This is a genomic window from Pseudoduganella sp. R-32 (genome assembly GCF_049913245.1).
Lineage (GTDB): Bacteria > Pseudomonadota > Gammaproteobacteria > Burkholderiales > Burkholderiaceae_D > Rugamonas.
On record NZ_CP183987.1, the window covers coordinates 4,417,888 to 4,434,541 of the forward strand.

At 65.6% G+C, this 16,654-nt stretch carries 18 protein-coding genes; 9 read left to right on the forward strand and 9 right to left on the reverse strand.

Features of this window, described 5'->3' with window-relative positions; translation table 11 throughout:
* The first annotated feature begins 1 nt into the window (after nucleotide 1).
* The 4 genes from mdcE to ACN9MU_RS20005 are packed head-to-tail and all read left to right on the forward strand — an operon-like array spanning nucleotide 2 to nucleotide 3,213.
* Nucleotides 2–718, forward strand: coding sequence for a biotin-independent malonate decarboxylase subunit gamma (mdcE, locus tag ACN9MU_RS19990; protein ID WP_426343342.1), 717 nt, complete (start codon nucleotides 2–4; stop codon nucleotides 716–718).
* Nucleotides 702–1,400, forward strand: a complete 699-nt coding sequence (gene mdcG / locus ACN9MU_RS19995; RefSeq protein ID WP_426343343.1) for a malonate decarboxylase holo-[acyl-carrier-protein] synthase — start codon at nucleotides 702–704, stop codon at nucleotides 1,398–1,400. The genes mdcE and mdcG overlap by 17 nt, the downstream gene beginning before the upstream one ends.
* Nucleotides 1,397–2,323 carry a triphosphoribosyl-dephospho-CoA synthase MdcB gene (mdcB, locus tag ACN9MU_RS20000; RefSeq protein WP_426162167.1) on the forward strand — a complete coding sequence of 309 codons (927 nt, stop codon included), beginning with the start codon at nucleotides 1,397–1,399 and terminating at the stop codon, nucleotides 2,321–2,323. The genes mdcG and mdcB overlap by 4 nt, the downstream gene beginning before the upstream one ends.
* Nucleotides 2,281–3,213: an acyltransferase domain-containing protein gene (locus ACN9MU_RS20005; RefSeq protein WP_426162168.1), complete on the forward strand. Its 933-nt coding sequence runs from the start codon at nucleotides 2,281–2,283 to the stop codon at nucleotides 3,211–3,213. Before mdcB ends, ACN9MU_RS20005 begins: the two co-directional genes overlap by 43 nt.
* Here the strand turns inward: ACN9MU_RS20005 and trxC are convergent.
* Nucleotides 3,210–3,644 carry a thioredoxin TrxC gene (gene trxC / locus ACN9MU_RS20010; protein ID WP_426162169.1) on the reverse strand — a complete coding sequence of 145 codons (435 nt, stop codon included), beginning with the start codon at nucleotides 3,642–3,644 and terminating at the stop codon, nucleotides 3,210–3,212. The genes ACN9MU_RS20005 and trxC overlap by 4 nt on opposite strands.
* A 61-nt stretch (nucleotides 3,645–3,705) precedes the next feature.
* Here trxC and ACN9MU_RS20015 point away from each other — a divergent pair, with 61 nt between their 5' ends.
* Complete coding sequence (locus tag ACN9MU_RS20015; RefSeq protein ID WP_426336001.1) at nucleotides 3,706–4,587, forward strand: alpha/beta fold hydrolase; 882 nt, start codon at nucleotides 3,706–3,708, stop codon at nucleotides 4,585–4,587.
* Here ACN9MU_RS20015 and ACN9MU_RS20020 read toward each other — a convergent pair.
* Genes ACN9MU_RS20020 through ACN9MU_RS20045 form a run of 6 tightly spaced genes read right to left on the reverse strand, consistent with a single transcriptional unit; the run spans nucleotide 4,584 to nucleotide 12,175 of the window.
* Nucleotides 4,584–5,390, reverse strand: a complete 807-nt coding sequence (locus ACN9MU_RS20020) for a substrate-binding domain-containing protein (protein WP_426162171.1) — start codon at nucleotides 5,388–5,390, stop codon at nucleotides 4,584–4,586. The genes ACN9MU_RS20015 and ACN9MU_RS20020 overlap by 4 nt on opposite strands.
* Entirely contained in the window at nucleotides 5,391–6,044 is a 654-nt protein-coding gene (locus ACN9MU_RS20025) for an energy-coupling factor ABC transporter ATP-binding protein (RefSeq protein WP_426162172.1), read from the reverse strand.
* Nucleotides 6,041–6,748 carry an ABC transporter permease gene (locus ACN9MU_RS20030; RefSeq protein ID WP_426162174.1) on the reverse strand — a complete coding sequence of 236 codons (708 nt, stop codon included), beginning with the start codon at nucleotides 6,746–6,748 and terminating at the stop codon, nucleotides 6,041–6,043. The genes ACN9MU_RS20025 and ACN9MU_RS20030 overlap by 4 nt, the downstream gene beginning before the upstream one ends.
* A complete protein-coding gene (locus ACN9MU_RS20035; RefSeq protein ID WP_426318358.1) occupies nucleotides 6,748–7,704 on the reverse strand; it encodes a formate dehydrogenase accessory sulfurtransferase FdhD in 957 nt (318 codons plus the stop codon). Before ACN9MU_RS20035 ends, ACN9MU_RS20030 begins: the two co-directional genes overlap by 1 nt.
* A complete protein-coding gene (gene fdhF, locus ACN9MU_RS20040) occupies nucleotides 7,701–10,484 on the reverse strand; it encodes a formate dehydrogenase subunit alpha (RefSeq protein WP_426343344.1) in 2,784 nt (927 codons plus the stop codon). The genes ACN9MU_RS20035 and fdhF overlap by 4 nt, the downstream gene beginning before the upstream one ends.
* Nucleotides 10,481–12,175: an NADH-ubiquinone oxidoreductase-F iron-sulfur binding region domain-containing protein gene (locus ACN9MU_RS20045; RefSeq protein WP_426343345.1), complete on the reverse strand. Its 1,695-nt coding sequence runs from the start codon at nucleotides 12,173–12,175 to the stop codon at nucleotides 10,481–10,483. Before ACN9MU_RS20045 ends, fdhF begins: the two co-directional genes overlap by 4 nt.
* Nucleotides 12,176–12,274: 99 nt before the next feature.
* Here ACN9MU_RS20045 and ACN9MU_RS20050 point away from each other — a divergent pair, with 99 nt between their 5' ends.
* Nucleotides 12,275–12,685: a hypothetical protein gene (locus ACN9MU_RS20050; protein WP_426162179.1), complete on the forward strand. Its 411-nt coding sequence runs from the start codon at nucleotides 12,275–12,277 to the stop codon at nucleotides 12,683–12,685.
* Here the strand turns inward: ACN9MU_RS20050 and ACN9MU_RS20055 are convergent, their stop codons facing one another.
* The gene (locus tag ACN9MU_RS20055) at nucleotides 12,686–13,726 is read right to left on the reverse strand and encodes a dienelactone hydrolase family protein (RefSeq protein ID WP_426323801.1); all 1,041 of its coding nucleotides are present in this window, start codon (nucleotides 13,724–13,726) and stop codon (nucleotides 12,686–12,688) included. It lies immediately after the preceding gene.
* 201 nt (nucleotides 13,727–13,927) lie between these two features.
* Nucleotides 13,928–14,485: a TetR/AcrR family transcriptional regulator gene (locus tag ACN9MU_RS20060; protein ID WP_426318362.1), complete on the reverse strand. Its 558-nt coding sequence runs from the start codon at nucleotides 14,483–14,485 to the stop codon at nucleotides 13,928–13,930.
* 114 nt (nucleotides 14,486–14,599) lie between these two features.
* Here ACN9MU_RS20060 and ACN9MU_RS20065 point away from each other — a divergent pair, with 114 nt between their 5' ends.
* Genes ACN9MU_RS20065 through ACN9MU_RS20075 form a run of 3 tightly spaced genes read left to right on the forward strand, consistent with a single transcriptional unit; the run spans nucleotide 14,600 to nucleotide 16,639 of the window.
* Nucleotides 14,600–14,935 carry a flagellar basal body protein gene (locus ACN9MU_RS20065; RefSeq protein WP_426318363.1) on the forward strand — a complete coding sequence of 112 codons (336 nt, stop codon included), beginning with the start codon at nucleotides 14,600–14,602 and terminating at the stop codon, nucleotides 14,933–14,935.
* Between the two features lie 54 nt (nucleotides 14,936–14,989).
* Nucleotides 14,990–15,631 (forward strand): phosphoribosyltransferase, encoded by a 642-nt coding sequence (locus tag ACN9MU_RS20070; protein ID WP_426318364.1) that lies wholly within the window; start codon nucleotides 14,990–14,992, stop codon nucleotides 15,629–15,631.
* Nucleotides 15,632–15,685: 54 nt separating this feature from the next.
* The gene (locus ACN9MU_RS20075; RefSeq protein WP_426162183.1) at nucleotides 15,686–16,639 is read left to right on the forward strand and encodes a gamma-glutamyl-gamma-aminobutyrate hydrolase family protein; all 954 of its coding nucleotides are present in this window, start codon (nucleotides 15,686–15,688) and stop codon (nucleotides 16,637–16,639) included.
* The last annotated feature ends 15 nt before the right edge of the window (nucleotides 16,640–16,654 follow it).

Below are 16,654 nucleotides of genomic sequence, written 5' to 3' on the forward strand. Positions count from 1 at the left end.
CATGGACTGGAAAATATTGGCCGACGCCCTGTTCCCCGGCGGGCATGACATCGTCGAACATGAGCAATTCCTGAACGGCAGCGCACGCGTGGAGGGCCAGGACGTCAGCGTAATCGGCACCACCGGACATGCGCCGATCGGCGTGGAAATCGCCCTGGCACAGGCCAAAGCCGTGCTGGCGACGGTGCGCAGCCACCCCGGCCGCCCTATCGTGCTGCTGGTCGACACGCAGGGACAGCGCCTGCGCCATCGCGACGAGATGCTGGGCATTAACAGCTACATGGCCCACCTGGGAAAGTGCATCGACCTCGCACGCCACATGGGACACCGCATCGTCGGACTGGTGTACGACCAGGCATTGTCCGGCGGCTTCATCACCAGCGGCTTGATGGCAGATGCCTGCTACGCCCTGCCCGATGCCACGATCCGCGTCATGGGCTTGCCTGCAATGGCGCGCATCACCAAGGTACCGGAAGAAAAACTGGTGGAGCTGGCGCGCAGCAATCCCGTGTTCGCGCCGGGGCCGGAGAACTACTTGCGCATGGGTGGCTTGCAGGCAATCTGGGAGGGCGACCTTGCCGCCCACCTCGCGCACGCCATCGACAATGCGCCGCGCGAAGACCAGCGCAGCGCCCTCGGCCTGCTGCGGGGCGGCCGCAAGGCAGCGCAACCGGTCATCGAAGCCATCATCGGCGGCAGCAATGCACGCGCGGCATGACCTGGCGTGGCTGACGCGCGACGGCTGGCAGGATGTGCTGGCCACGGCAACACAGGGCACGCCCGCCCACGCAGCGATTGCCCGCTGGGCCGCTTGCGACTGGCCGCTGGTCGTGCGCCGCCGGGACGACGCAGCGCAAGCGCCAGCAAGCGCCAGCGGGCACGCGGGCGAGCCTGCCGGCGAGATCTGCCTTGGCCTGGCGGCCCCGCCCGACCCGGTCAGCGCAGCAAAACTGCGCTTGCCATTACGCGTCCCGGCCCGGCACATCGCCCGCCACAGCGCACCAATGGCGCTGGACGCCGTGGTCCATGCCCTGCCCGCAGGCTGGCGAGCGCCGTTCGCCCGCCTGGCCACGGCCAGTGCAGGCCTTGACGTCCGGGTATTCGGCTCGCTCGCCCTGCAAGCGCTCACGGGCCAGGCCTACCTGCGTGACGCCTCCGACATCGACCTGCTGTTCCGCCCCCGGGACAGCCTCGAACTGGACGCAGGCACCCTGCTGCTTGCCGGCTTCCTCGATGAACTGCCGCTGGACGGCGAAATCATCTTCCCCAGCGGCCAGGCCGTGGCCTGGAAAGAATGGCTCAACGCCCACGCCCACACCGAACGCGTGCTGGTCAAGTCGCATGTCAGCGTCAAGCTCGGCACGCGGACCGAGCTGCGCGCAGAACTGGAGCCTGCATGACCACCTCCGCCATCCGCACGACGGAGGCCGCCCGCGCAATGGCGGCTGCGCTCAGGCGCAGCGCCGGCCCTACCGCACACCGGCATCCAGCGCAAGCGCTCTCCCGCGAAGTCGCCCTGCGCGCAGTGCGCAGCCTGTACCACGAACTGGCCCTTTACCCCAAGCCCGGCCTGGTCTCCTTCGTCGACAACGGCAGCCATGCCGACATGGATGCGGACACCTTCATGCGCAGCCTGTTCTCGCTGCGCCACTACTTCGCCCGCATCTGCAGGGCGGGCTACGACGGCGTCCCCTTTGCGGAACTCAAAAGACTCGGCATCGCCGCCGAACAGCGCATGATGGCCGCGACCCAAGGCATCAACACCCACCGCGGCGCCATCTTCGCCCTCGGCTTGCTGTGCGCCGCAATGGGCCGCGTCCGCGCGTTGCGCATGACCTTGACGCCAGCCGCCTTGCGTACCGCCCTGCTGCTGCACTGGGGCGAAGAGCTGGCTGCCCATACGCATGCCAGCGGTGACTCGCATGGCCAGCAAGCCGCCGCCCGGCATGCCGCCAGCGGCGCCCGCGAAGAAGGCGCGCTCGGCCTGCCCTCGGTATTCGAAGTCGGCCTGCCCGCGCTGCAAGACACGCTGGCGCGTGGCGCGCCCATGCTGCACGCCCGCGTCGACGCCATCTTCGCCCTGATGGCGCATATCAGCGACACCAACATCTACCACCGCGGCGGGGCCGAAGGCGCCGGCACGGTGCGCCATGCCGCCCGCGACTTTCTGCGACAGGGAGGCACCGCAAACCGGCAATGGCAAGAGCATGCGCTGGATTGCCACCGGCGCTTCATCGCCCAGCGCCTGTCGCCGGGCGGCGCCGCCGACCTGCTGGCCGCATGCTGCCTGGTGCACAGCCTGACAACCCTGCCACCGCCATGAATAGCCGCTTGCTGATCCTGTGCCCCGGCCAGGGCGGCCAGCATGCCGCCATGTACGACCTGGCCCGTAGCGACCCGCACGGCGCGGCCCTGCTATCACAACTGGCGCCAATGCTGCCCGGCTTGAGCGACCCCGCAGCGATGTTCAGCAACCACAACGCCCAGCCAGCCATCGTTGCCAGCAGCCTTGCCATGTGGGAGGCATTGCGCCGCGATTGCCCGCAGCCGGCGCTGGTGGCCGGCTACAGCATCGGCGAACTGACAGCATACAGCGTGGCAGGCGCATTCACGCCGGAACGCACCCTGGCCCTCGCAGCACAGCGCGCCGCACTGATGGACGCCTGCGTCGCAGGCGACAGCCCGCAAGCCATGCTCGCGATCAGCGGACGCCGGACAGCAGCGCTGCGGCCCCAGCTTGCAGCTCACGGCTTCCACATCGCGATAGAAACAGGGGAAGACAGCTGCATCGCCGGCGGTCCCGCCGCGAATGCTGCATCCCTGGCGATTCCCGGCGCGCGCATCGCACAGTTGCCGGTCGCAGTCGCTTCGCACACACCCTACTTGCGGGCCGCAGTCGAACCCTTCGCAAGCCTGCTCTCCCAGGAAGCATTCGGTACGCTGCAGGCGCCGGTACTGGGCGGCATCGACGCCGCGCCCGTACGCGACAAGGCGACGGCAATTGGCCATCTCTCCCGTCAGTTGGCAGAAGCAATCTTGTGGGCAGATTGCATGGATGCCTGCGCCGAGCGGGGAATCACCGCAGCGCTGGAACTGGGGCCAGGAAGTGCTCTATCGAAGATGTTGTTGGCACGCCACCCTGGCATTGCCTGCCGCTCGGTGGCCGACTTCCGCTCATTGGACGGAATCAGGAACTGGCTGGCGCATTTCTAACGCAAGTGCTGCTGCACCCAGGCGATGATGCTCTTGCTGTCCATTGCGCCGGCCTGGCGCGCCAGTTCGCGGCCACCCTTGAACACCGCCAGCGTAGGAATACTGCGGATGACATAGCGCGCCGCCAGTTGCTGTTCCGCCTCGGTATTAACCTTCACCACACGGAAATAGGGTTCGAGGTGCTGGGCCGCCTGCTCGTAGAAAGGCGCCATCGTGCGGCACGGGCCACACCACGGCGCCCAGAAATCGACCAGCACAGGAATATCGTTGCGCTCGATATGCTTGAGGAAACGCTCCGTCGACAGGTCCACCGGATGGCCAGTAAACAAGGGCCGCTGGCATTTGCCGCAGGTAGCCTCTTCTTCCAGGCGTACCGAAGGCACGCGGTTGACCGCGTCGCAGTGGGGGCAGACGATATGCAAGTTTTCCATGGGTCCCAGTATAGCGCAGGCTTATAATCCTGAGGGCACGCTTCGCCAGCCAGGAGTCAACATGGAATACGTGAACACCGACCGCTTGCGCATTGCCTTTCGCCAGCATGGCGACCTGCAGGGGGAACCGATCATCCTGCTGCATGGCTGGCCGGATGATATGCACACCTGGGATGGCGTGCTGCCCTTCCTTGCAGGCTCCGGCTACCGGCTGATCGTGCCCAGCCTGCGCGGCTTCGGCGAAACCCGCTTCCTCGATCCGGCCACGCCGCGCAGCGGCCAGCTAAGCGCCCTTGCGCAAGACCTGCTGGACTTCGCCACGGCGCTGGGCATCGAACGATTCAATGTCATCGGCCACGACTGGGGCGCGCGCGCCGCCTACAACGCCGCCTTGCTGGCGCCGGAACGCGTGATGCGCTGCATGGCCTTGTCGGTCGGCTGGGGCACCAATGACCCTGGCCAGGCCCTCAGCTTGCACCAGGCGCGCAATTACTGGTACCACTGGTATATGGCAACCGATCGCGGCGCCGAAGCGCTGCGCAAGGACCGGCGCGAATTCGCCCTGCTGCTTTGGCGCACCTGGTCGCCTTCATGGCATTTCGGCGAAGGCGTGTTCCACGACGCCATGCATGCCTGGGACAATCCGGACTGGGTGGACGTCACGCTGCACTCCTACCGTCACCGCTGGGGTCTCGCCCTGCCCGACCCTCACTACGCCTTGCAGGAAGAGCGGCTGCGGCACGAATCCATGATCAGCGTGCCGACGCTCACCCTGCACGGCACGGAAGATGGCGCCAACAGTCCGCAGACCTCGGAGCACAAGGCGCACCTGTTCAGCGGGCCGTATCACCGCGCGCTGCTGGCCGGCGTCGGCCACTTCCCGCAGCGCGAGAATCCGGGCGCCGTGGCAGACGCCCTGCTCGCCTGGCTGCAGCGCGCCTAATCAGGCCTGGCGCTTGGGAAGAACAACTGCTGCCCGCCTGGACGGAACTGCGCAATCCCGGCCTGTCCTTCCTGCGACGTGATCCAGTCGATCAGCTGGCGCGCGCCCTTGTAATTCACGCCGGGATGCCTCGCCGGGTTGGTCGCGATAATACCGTAAGGGTTGAACATGCGCTGGTCGCCCTCCACCATCACCGCCAGGCCGGTCCTGGCCTGGTACGCCGCATACGTTGCGCGGTCGGTCAGGGTATATCCGCCCATCTCGGCCGCCATGTTCAGCACCTCGCCCATGCCCAGGCCAGCCGAAACGTACTGCGCGCCTGCAGGCTGCGTGCCCACCTGTTTCCAGTAAGCCTTTTCCATGATGTCGGTGCCGGAATTGTCGCCGCGCGAAATGAACTTCGCCGGACCGCCCGCCAGCTTGCGGAACGCGGCCAGCACATCCCTGCCGCCTTTGATACCCGACGGATCGCTGGATGGGCCGACCACGATGAAGTCGTTATACATCACGTCGCGCCGGTCAATGCCCCAGCCTTCTGCCACGAACTTGTCTTCCGCCGCGCGTGCATGCACCAAGGTCACGTCCACGTCGCCGTTTTTCGACAGTTCGAGCGCCTTGCCGGTGCCCACCGAAATCACATGGACCTTGCTGCCGGTCCTGGCTTCGAAGGCCGGCAGCAGGAAGGCCAGCAAGCCAGAATTTTCGGTGCTGGTCGTGGTGGACAGCCGGATGACCTGCTGGGCAAAGGCGCTGCCGGACAGAGCAAATGCAGCGGCAAAGGTGAGCAGCAGCCTGCGTTTCATTCACTTCTCCTCAAGTTGTCCATCGCGCAGCTTCAGGCGCCGCACATCCGGCAGGTTGATCAAGTCACGGTCGTGGCAGGCCATGACAACGGTGCTGCCCGACTGGGTCAGCGACGGGATCAAGGCCAATACCTGCTCGCGCGCCTCGCCATCGAGGCTGGCAGTCGGTTCATCGAGCAGCAACAGGCGCGGATGCAGCACCTTGGCACGGGCCAGCGCCACCCGCTGCTTCTCGCCGCCGGACAGCGTGGCCGGCCGGCTGCCGCGCAAATGCTGCACCCCCGCCCAATGCATCGCCTCCTCCACCATGCTTGCAGCCTCGGCGCGCGCCATGCCGCGCGCCTTCAGGCCGAAGCCGATATTTCCCGCCACGCTGGTCGAGAACATCACCGGATGCTGGTGCACATAGACGATCTCGCGTCGCAAGGCAGCAGGGTAAGGAGACAGCATCACCGCCTTGCCCGCAAAATGCACGCCATCCGCGTCAGCCGGCGCCAGGCCGGCCAGCACGCGCAGCAGCGTGCTCTTGCCGGCGCCGTTCACTCCGGTCAGGACGTAGGCCCGCGCCGCATCAAGCCTGAAATCACGCAGGTCGAACAGCATTTTTTCACCATAGCGTTTGGTCAGGCGGGCGATCGACAGCATGGGCGTCATCCCCGGCCCCTGGCGGCATGGGCATCGCCCTGCAGCACCATCATCGCGCCATTCATCGCCAACGCGATGGTGACCAGCACCACGCCCAGTGCAATGCCCTGGGCGAATTCGCCCTTGCTGGTTTCAAGCGCAATGGCGGTGGTGATGGTGCGCGTTTCGCCGGCGATATTCCCTCCCACCATCATGGCGCAGCCGACTTCCGAAATCACTCGCCCGAAGCCGCTGATGATCGCCGCCATCACGCCGAAGCGGACCTCATACAGCAGCGTCCCCATGACGCGCCATGGCGAAGCCCCGTGTGCGATGGCGGTTTCCGCAAAACGCGGATCGGCCGCCTGCACCGCCGCCAGCGTGAAAGCCAGCAGCACCGGCAGCGCAATGACGACCTGCCCCGCCACGATGCCCGGCTGCGAAAACAGCCACTGCAAGCTGCCCATCGGACCGTGGCGGGACAGCATCATGTAGAGGAGCAGGCCGATCAGCACCGTCGGCAGCGACAAAGCCGCCTGCACCAGCCAGATCACCACACGCCGGCCGCGAAACTGCGTCATCGCAATCGCATAGCCCCCGATCACGGCGAAGGGCGCCGCCAGCAGCAAGCCGAGTACGCTGGTACTGAGCGAAACCCAGACGATCCCCCACAGCACAGGATCGCCATTGAACAGCAGCCCGAACGCCCCCCGCACCGCTTCCATCAGCCCCATCACGCCTCCCGGCCGAGCCCGTGTCCCACCATGGGGTCACACCCCAAAGGTGACACGGGCTCGGCTGTGGGCTCGGCTGAGGCTGTGTCACTCTGAGGGTGTGACCCCAGGGTGTGACACGGGCGCGGCGGTAGGTCGGCCAACTCGGGTTCGGGGATCAGGCGCTGCGGTGAGGTCAGCAGCAGGTAGTGGCGTCCGGTGCAACGGGCCAGCAGGGTCATGCCGAGGCGGGTGGCGACGCTGTGGCCCATCTGGGTGGTGCCGGAGCGCGATAGCAGGAAGGGGATCGACATTTGCGCGCCCTTGATCACCATTTCGGAGGTCAGGCGGCCGGTCGTGTAGAACACCTTGTCGCTGCCCTCCATCCCGTCCAGCCACATCTTGCCGGCAATGGAGTCGACCGCATTGTGGCGGCCGACGTCTTCGACAAAATACAGGAGTTCGCCGCCTTGCGTGAACAGGGCGCAGCCGTGCACCGAGCCGGCCTGCTTGTAGATCGACTGCAGCGTGCGGATCGTTTCGACTATCCGGTATACGCCCGATTGCTTCAGGCGTGCAGCGGGCGGCAGGACGATGTCGTCCACTTCGTCCATCAGGTCGCCGAACACGGATCCCTGGCCGCATCCGGTGGTCACCACCTTGCGCGCTGTGCGCTCTTCGATACCGGCGATGCCTGCGCGCGTCCTGACCGCTGCGGCGCCGACCGACCAGTCGACGTGGATGGATTCGACATCTTCCACTGATCGTACCAGGCGCTGGTTGCGCAGGTAGCCGAGCACCAGGGCTTCGGGGGCGCCGCCCAGCGTCATCAGGGTGACCAGCTCGCGCTTGTCTACGTACACCGTCAGCGGGCGCTCGGCGGGTATGTGGATCAGCGAGCGGCGTCCTTTTTCGTCGATCGCTTCCACTTCCTGCGTCAGCGGCACGCTGGCCTGTGTCATCTCCGGTAGTCTCATGCGCCTGCTGCCTCCATTGCCTTGCCGCCGCCAAAACTGGACTGGGCGCCGACCGTGCCGCCCAGCGTGACCTTGACTGCACAGTACTTGAATTCGGGGATCTTGCCAAACGGGTCGAGCGCCGGATTGGTCAGCTTGTTGATGGCGGCTTCGTAATAGCAGAACGGTACGAACACTGCGCCGCGCGGGGAACTGTCGTCGGCTCGCGCATACAGCGAAACCTGGCCCCGCCGCGAGGCGATGGTGACCACGTCGCCCGGCGTGCCGCCAAGCGCCGCCAGGTCAAGCGGATGCACCATGGCCACCGGGTCCGGTTCGATGGCATCGAGCACCGCCGTGCGGCGCGTCATGCTGCCGGTGTGCCAGTGTTCGAGCTGGCGGCCGGTGATCAAGACCATCGGGTACGCGGCGTCGGGTCTTTCATCCGCGGGAATGATATCGGCAGGGACAAAACAAGCCCGGCCGGACTCGCGCGGGAAATCCTCTGTAAATACCACCGGCGTGCCTGGATCGCCCTCCGCATGGCAGGGATAGGTCACCGCGTGCTCGCGCTCGAGCCGCTCCCACGTAATGCCTGCGATGCTTGGCATCACTTGCCGCATTTCCGCAAACACGTCGGCTGCAGAGCCGTAGTGCCAGTCCAGCCCGAGGCGCTGCGCAAGCTGCTGGATGATCCATAAATCCTGCCGTGCCTCGCCCGGCGGGTCCAGCGCCTGCCGGCCGATCTGCACCAGGCGGTCGGTGTTGGTGAAACTGCCGGTCTTTTCGGGGAAGGCGCTGGCAGGCAGGATCACGTCGGCCAGGCAGGCTGTCTCGGTGAGGAAGATGTCCTGTACTACGAGGTGCTCCAGCGACGCCAGCGCCGCCCGCGCATGGTTGGCGTCGGGGTCGGACATGGCGGGGTTTTCGCCCATGATGTACATGCCCTTGACCTGGCCTGCCTCGGCGGCGTCCATCACCTCCACCACGGTCAGGCCGGGTTTGTCGTCCAGGGTGCCGGGCGCCAGGCCCCAGGCGCTTTCGAACCGTGCCCTGGCGGACGGCTCGGTCACGCGCTGGTAGTCCGGGTACATCATGGGAATCAGGCCTGCGTCGGACGCGCCTTGCACATTGTTCTGCCCCCGCAGCGGGTGCAGGCCGGTGCCCGGCCTGCCGATCTGCCCCGTCATCAGGGACAGGGCAATCAGGCAGCGTGCATTGTCGGTGCCGTGCACGTGCTGCGAGATGCCCATGCCCCACAGGATCATCGAGGCGCGGGAACCGGCGTACAGGCGCGCCACCTCGCGAATCGTCCCGGCTTCGATGCCGCAGATCGGCGCCATGGCCTCCGGGCTGTAAGCTGCGACGTTTGCCGCCAGTTCTTCGTAGCCGATGGTGCGGCTGGCAATAAATTCCTGGTCGACCAGCCCTTCCGTCACGATCACGTTCATCATCGCATTCAGCAGCGCCACGTCGGTATCGGGCTTGAATTGCAGGAAGCGGTGGGCGATGCGCGACAGGTCGGAGCGGCGCGGGTCGCATACCACCAGCTTCGTGCCTAGCCGCACGGCGTTCTTGATCCAGGTCGCCGCCACGGGGTGGTTGACCGTCGGATTGGCGCCGATCACGAGCACCACTTCGGCCTTCATCACGTCCTTGACCGGATTGGAGACTGCACCCGAATCTATCCCCTCCAGCAGCGCCGCTACCGAGGAGGCGTGGCACAACCGCGTGCAATGGTCGACATTATTGCTGCCAAAGCCGGTGCGCACCAGTTTCTGGAACAGGTAGGCTTCTTCGTTGCTGCCCTTGGCGGAGCCGAAGCCGGCCAGCGCACGCGCGCCGTGCCGGTCGCGGATGGCGGCCAGCTTGCCGCCGGCCAGCGCCAGCGCTTCGTCCCAGCTCGTTTCGCGGAAGATGTCGTGCACACGCTCTGGGTCCATGCTGAAGTCGCCCGATTTTGGCGGTGCGTCGGTGCGCCGCACCAGCGGCTTGGTCAGGCGGTGCGGGTGATGCGCGTAGTCGAAGCCGTAGCGGCCCTTGACGCACAACCTGCCCTGATTGGCAGGGCCGTTTCTGCCTTCCACGTATAGGATCCTGTTGTCCTTGATGTTGTAGGTGAGCTGGCAGCCCACGCCGCAGTATGGGCACACCGAGTCGATGCGTTTGTCCGGCATCGCCAGCGCCGCTTCGCGCGCCGGCATCAGCGCGCCGGTCGGGCAGGCTTGCACACATTCGCCGCATGCAACGCAAGTGGAGGCGCCCATCGGGTCGTCCATGTCGAACACGACTTTTTCATGGTCGCCGCGCCAGGCCAGGCCGATGACGTCATTCATTTGCTCGTCGCGGCAGGCACGCAGGCAGCGTGTGCACTGGATGCAGGCGTCGAGGTTGACCGCAATCGCGGCGTGCGTCAGGTCGCAGGCGGGTTGCAGGCGGGCTGAAAAACGGGGCTTGCCGAGGGCCAGCCTTGCGGCCCAGTGTTCGACTTCGTTATGCCGCGTATGCGTTTGTTGCGGCATGTCCGCCAGCAGCAGTTCCAGCACCATCTTTTGCGCTGCGCGCGCCCGTGGGCTGTCGCTGGTGACCTTCATCCCTTGCACGGGATGGCGGCAGCAGGATGGCGCCAGTACGCGCTCGCCGTCGATCTCCACCATGCACGCGCGGCAATTGCCGGCCGGCGCCATGCCGTCCTTGTAGCACAGGTGCGGAATCTCGATGCCTGCGCGCCTTGCCGCCTGCAGCAGCGTTTCGCCTTCCGCCGCCTGCATTGCGCGCCCATCGAGCTCGAAGTCGATCATCGCGTGACCTCGTGCGGGAAGTAGTTCAGCACGCAGTCGACCGGATTGGGGGCGGCCTGCCCAAGTCCGCAGATCGATGCATCGCGCATCACTTGCGACAGTTCCCTGAGCAGGCTTGCGTCCCACACCGGCGCTTCGATCATGTCAGCCGCCTTGGCGGTGCCGGCACGGCATGGCGTGCACTGGCCGCAGGATTCGTGACGGAAGAAGCGCATCATATTGGCTGCCGCGGCCCGCGCGCTATCGTGTTGCGACAGCACGATGACGGCGGCGGAACCGATGAAGCACCCATAGGGCTGCAGCGTGTCGAAGTCGAGCGGGATGTTGTTCATGCTGGCAGGAAGGATGCCGCCGGATGCTCCGCCCGGCAGGTAGGCGTAGAGCTGGTGCCCGTCCTGCATGCCGCCGCAGAATTCGTCGATCAGCTCCTGCACCGTGATGCCGGCAGGCGCCAGCTTGACGCCCGCTTGCTTCACGCGGCCGGACACGGAGAACGAGCGCAGCCCTTTGCGGCCGTTGCGGCCATGGCCGGCGAACCACGCGGCCCCTTTTTCCAGCATCTCGGGCACCCAGTACAGGGTTTCGAAGTTATGTTCCAGCGTTGGACGGCCGAACAGGCCCATCTGCGCCACGTAGGGTGGCCGCAGGCGCGGCATGCCGCGCTTGCCTTCGATCGATTCGATCATCGCCGATTCTTCGCCGCAGATATAGGCGCCGGCGCCGCGCCGCAAATGGATGCGAGGCGTTCCTTCACCGAGCCGCGCCAGCTCCTGTTGCAGCAATCTGCGGCAATCATGGTATTCATCGCGCAGATAAATATAGATTTCGTCGATGCCGGCAGCCCAGGCGGCGATCAGCATGCCTTCGATGAATTGCCGGGGATTGCGCTCGAGGTAGTAGCGGTCCTTGAAGGTTCCCGGCTCGCCTTCGTCGATATTGACCGCCATCAGGCGCGGGGCCGGCTCCTTGCTGACGATGCGCCATTTTCGCCCAGCCGGGAAACCGGCTCCGCCCAAGCCGCGCAGGCCAGAGTCTTCAAGCTCCGCGATCACAGCCTCGACGGAGCGCAAGCCCGACAGGCATTCGCGCAAAACCGCAAACGCGCCGGCCTCCGTCGCCGCAACCGTGCCCGCTGTGGCGGACTGCGCCGCGTGGCCGCCCGCCACACCCGCACTGGGAACGGCCGCCGACACGCCCTCGCAACTGGCCGGCGCGATCGCGCGCTGTCCAAGGAGGACGGCGGGCGCCTGGTCGCAACGCCCGAGGCAAGGCGCCGGCACGACCCGCACTTCCCGTCCCAGCAACTGCGGCAGGCGCGCCAGCAGTTCGCCAGCGCCTGCCATCTCGCACGACAGGCCGTCGCACACGCGCACGGTCAGCGCCGGAGGCGCAAGCTCGCCCTCGCGGACAATATCGAAATGGTGGTAGAAGGAAGCGACTTCAAAGACCTCAACCTGCGCCAGCCGCAGTTCGGATGCCAAGGCCGCCAGGTGTGCCGCCGACAGGCAGCCATAGGCATCCTGGACCAGATGCAGGAATTCGATCAGCAGATCCCGCCTGCGCGGCAAGTCGCCCAGCAAAGCCTGCACCTGCTGCAGCGCAGCAGCATCGACTTGCCGACCTTTCGGCAGCTGGCGTTTCCTCTCCCGGCTGGCACCCTGCACTGCAATAGGAATCATGCCCTGATTCACCTCGCAAAATGGCGTTGCTTACCTCAGGGTATCATGCGTAGCCCTGCGGCGGAACATGTTATTGTCAGTATAAGGATGCCACAGCACGGGAGGTCAACCGTGGAAATTTTTCAATCGCTGGCGTCCATGTTGGACCTGTACCAGTTGAGCCTGACGATCATCCTCGTCCTGCATGCGTTCAGCCTGGTACCGCAATGGCAGCGCCAGTATTTTCACCCCCGCCTGATGCGGGTGGCGATGCTTGGAATGATGCTGGGGATAACACAAGGTGCGGTCATCGCCGTCGGCGTCGAAGATGGCGCGATCGCGCGTGGCGGCGGCATTGCCCTGCTGGGCGCCGCAATCATGATGCATGCCTGGGTCGCGCTGCAGAACCTGCTGGCCAGCTACGCCTTCGTCCATCTGCACCACGCCAGCGCCCTCATGTCCCACCGCATGCGCTGGGGCCAGCGCCCGCTCGGCTACCTGAGTGCCGCGCTGACCCTGGCCGCCGGACTCACGCTGGCGTAATCAGTTGCGGCCGGCGGTGCCGTGCTCCGACGACCAGACGATGTCGTTGTCGACCGAATACAGGCGGCACGGCTCCCTGCTCGCCGCCTGGCAGGCCGCCAGCGCCTTCTCGTTGGTGTTTTCGCCCTCTTCCGCCCAGCCCCACGATCCCGTCGCCGAAATCGCAAACGCACGCGGCGTGGCCTTCTTCAGGAATTCACGATACTGTTCGCGGCCGCGTTGCGGCAGGTAAGGCACGGCATTCACGTCATCCAGCGCGGCGTAATGGGTGGCCTTTTGCGCAGGCGGTTCGGCAATTGCATAGACTTCGCGCGTCGGCATGCCAACCGCGGCCAGGAAGCGCTCGACTTCCGGCAGCCAGATCGCTGCGCCATCGCGGTTGCCCAGCAGGCCATGGGCATCCTTCTTGAACGGGCCATACGCCACCAGGTCCGCCTTGCCGCCGGCCGCCGTGAAGGCGCCGTGCATGCGCGCCACCAGTTCCGGGCCGAAGTAGCTGTCATTGGCGCCGTACAGCCACATGCTGGGCAGCTTGTTGCGGCGGCCGTACTCGCCGAAGGCCTTGACCAGGGCGCCCTGCCAGTTGCACAAGTCCCCGTGCACCTTCAGGCCGCCGGCGAAATTCATGATGCCACGTACGCCGGGCAGGTCTTGCGTGGCGGCCGCCATGCTCGCCAGTCCGCCGAAGGACTGGCCGGCCAGCACGATATGTTCATTGTCGACCCAGGGCTGGCTGCGCGCAAATCGCACCACGTCGGCGATATCGCCAGCCTGCTCATAGCCATTGGCCGTCATATTGCAGCCGTATTCGACAAACTTGCCTGTCGAATTGGCGAATCCGGTGCGCATCGGCACCATCACCGCATAACCGCGGCGCACGAACGCCGTGGCCAGGTAGATGAAACGGTCGCGCGCCTGCAGCTTGGGGTTGCCGGGCGCCTTGCCGTGGTTGACGATCAGCAGCGGGAAGGGGCCGGGGCCGGAGGGACGGAACACGGTGGTCTCCAGCTGCACGCTCTGCGCGCGGCCAGCCGGCACCATGATGACTTGCTCGTTCAGGCGCGCATCGAGCGCAGCCTCCCCCGCCTGCGCCAATGGCAGGCTTGCACAGGCCAGCAGGATGGCAGCGACACGTGCAATGAGGGAATTAATGATGCTCTCCAGAACAATGCGTTTGGGCAATAACCCAGATTCTTATGCGCACAGTTCAGGAAAGCAATCCCAAAACGTTAAACGTAGCAATTAGCTCAGCTTCAGGAGCATGGAACGTACCGATTCCAGCACTTCATCGGCCAGTTTGGGGTCGGTTTTGTAGACATTTCGCGACACTGAGACGCCGCCTACCATCGCTGCCACGATGGCAAGCGCCTGTTGCCGCCGGCCCTCCCCGGCCGGCAACAGGGTTTCGATGTAGTCCGCCATCTGCCGCACACCGCCGGTATAGCCCGCGCCCACCGAGGCATCCTGGCGCGCCACCTCGCTGGCGGCGGCGGCCAGCGGGCAACCCTGCGCTAGGTTGTCGCGCTGCTCGGGCGCCAGGTAGTAATCGACCAGTTGTGGCAGCGTGACCGGATGCTCAGTCAGCTTGCCGTAGGCGGAGCGGGTGCTGAACTGCATGGCCTCGGCCGCCAGCGCGTCTTTCGAGGGGAAGTGGGCATACAGGGCGCCGTGGGTCAGCCCGGCTGCCTTGCTGATCTCTGCCACGCCGACCCCGTCCATTCCCTTTTCCCGGAATAGCCGGGAGGCCGTCTCAACCAGCAATTGCCGGTTTTCCGCTGCTTTTTCCTTGGTAATCTTCATGGCCAGCCTCCCGCCTCAATCATTGCGATCATCATCATATCATGTGTTGCGCGGCGTGCCCGTTTTTTAGGCAGGTAATGGCAATTTCCGTATGGAATCATGTAAACTAGGACCATGACGATCCCAGCACTTCAATCCGGCCTGTCCGGCCTCCAGGCAAACCAGCGCGCACTGGATGTGGAAGGTCACAACGTCGCCAATATGGCGACCCAGAACTTCCAGCCGCAACTGGCTACGTTCCAGGAAACGCCGGGCGGGACCAGCGTCACCATTTCGACTGCCGCGCGCGACCTGTCGGCGGCCGCCAATGCCGGCGGCGCCCCATCGGGCACCGACCCGGCCAGCTCCATCACCAACTCACTGGTCTACAAGGCCAACTTCGACCTGTCGGCCAAAGTGATCCAGGCCGCCGACGAGCGAATTGGCACACTGCTCGATATCAAGGCTTAACGCCGCCGCCTTCCCGCGCTATGCTGTCGTATGTGCAGCGTGGCGGAGGCTAGCATGGACGACCTCGAACTCCCCCTGAAGGACCGCAAGCAAGCGGCCGAGCTGCTGGCCGAAAAGCTGGCGCACCTGCGCGGCAGCCATCCCCTGATCCTTGCCATTCCGCGCGGCGCGGTACCGATGGGGCGCATCATTGCCGATCGCCTCGAAGGCGAGCTCGATGTCGTGCTGGTGCGGAAAATTCCCTCTGCCATTGATCCCGAACTGGCGGTTGGCGCCGTCGACGAGCATGGCAACCGCGAACTGGCCCCCTACTTCAACCGCACCCGCACCAGCATGGAATGGGTCGAGCTGCAGACCCACGAGCAGCTTGAACTGATGCGCCGCCGCCGCGCCTCCTACGGCGGCAAGCGTCCGCCAGCCGATCCGGCAGGCCGTACCGTCGTGATCGTCGACGATGGCCTGGCCACCGGCTCCACCATGGCGGCGGCCCTGCGCTCCACGCGCGCCCGCCAGCCAAAGCAACTGATCGCCGCCGTGCCGGTGGCTGCCCCGGATTCCCTGGAAATGATCGCACCCTTGGCCGATGGCATCGTCTATCTCGCCGCGCCGATGAACTTCATGTCGGTCAGCCGTCATTACCGCAGCTTCCCCCAGGTATCGGAAGAGGAAGTGCTGGAACTGCTGACGAGCCAGTAGTGCGACTTTGAATTGCCGCGTGTGCGACACTGGCGACAAGGAGGCAGCCAACGGATGACCGAACACGATCCCCGCCAGCATGACCGCCGCGAGAGCGACCGCGGGCAACGGCGCCGGGCCGGCGATGCGCCGCGCTACCTTGATCCGGGCGAGACCATCTTTACCTTGTGGGGACGCGTGATCGTGGCGCGCTACAAGCGCTGGGCTGCCGCCGCCACGCGGCATATCATCCAGCGGCCTTTGCACATCGGGGTTTCAGCCCGCATCTACCATCCCGAACCTGGCGCCACGGGGCTGCGCAGCAAGAACCTGCAGTACCTCGAAGAGTCGGTGGCGCAGTGGGTGATGTCGCGCGACGTGCTGGTGTTCATGATTCCGACCGTGAATACCTCAGGCCTGCTGCATCCGTCCAATATCCGCCTGCGCGATTATGCCAAGCACCTCGATGGCCTGGTGCTGCAAGGCGGCGCCGACGTGTCGCCCCAAAGCTATGCCGAATCGCCGACCAAGCCCGAATGGAGCGGCGACCGGGCGCGCGATATGTACGAGCTGGAACTGCTGCATGAGTTCGTCGAAGCAGGCAAGCCGGTGCTAGGCATCTGCCGCGGCTGCCAGCTGTTGAATGTCGCGTTCGGGGGCAGCCTTTACCAGGATATTGCGACCGACGTGCCGGACGCGCATGCCCACGTGTCCGATGACTACGACCGGCACCGCCATGAGATCACCTTCCCGCCCGGCTCTTCCCTGCCCGCGATGGTAAGGGGGCCGCAGCGCGCGCTGGTCAATTCCATCCACCACCAGGCGGTGAAGTCGCTCGGCAAGGATATGCAGGTGGAAGCGCTGTCCTACCCGGACAATATGATCGAAGCGATCCGCTACACGCGGGCGCCCTTCGTCATGGGGCTGCAATGGCATCCTGAATTCCACCGCGCCGGCGGCGTCGAGCTGCTCGATTGCACCGGCATCCTCGACAGCTTCCTGCGCGCCGCCCGCGAAACGCGCTTCTAGCTTGCGCCGGCCGCT